This is a genomic window from Micromonospora sp. LOL_025 (assembly GCF_048060285.1).
In the GTDB taxonomy this organism is placed as follows: domain Bacteria; phylum Actinomycetota; class Actinomycetes; order Mycobacteriales; family Micromonosporaceae; genus Micromonospora.
The window spans coordinates 1-416 of sequence record NZ_JBHMIR010000136.1; the positions used below are offsets into that span (position 1 = coordinate 1).

Annotated in this window: 1 pseudogene; it reads right to left on the reverse strand. The window is 73.6% G+C overall.

Annotated elements, in window-relative coordinates:
* Positions 1-416 (reverse strand): annotated as a pseudogene (locus ACFHW0_RS31830) (transcriptional regulator); the annotation flags it as partial.

The following is a 416-nucleotide window of genomic DNA, read 5'->3' on the forward strand; positions in this document are numbered from 1 at the left end:
ACGTCGCCGACGATCAGGTCGAGCCGGTCGGGCCGGGTCTGCACCACGTCGTAGAAGTCACCGCCGATCAGGGCGGCGTGCCGGCCGGGCCGGTAGAAGGTGTGCACCGCGACCACGTCGGTGGTCATGAGCGGTTGGGGCAGCAGGCCCCGTTCGAGGCGGGCGGACTCGGCCTGGCGCAGCTCGACCTCGCGCAGCCGCCGGGCGTTCTCGTCGGCCCGCTTACGCTCCACCGCGTAGCGCAGCGCCCGGGTCAACAGCACCCCGTCCACCTGGCCCTTGACCAGGTAGTCCTGCGCGCCCTCGGCGACCGCGACGATGCCGAGGTGCTCGTCGGAGCGGCCGGTCAGCACGCAGACGGCGGCGCCGCTGGCCATCTCCAGCACCTGACGCAGCCCGTCGAGGCCCTGCGCGTC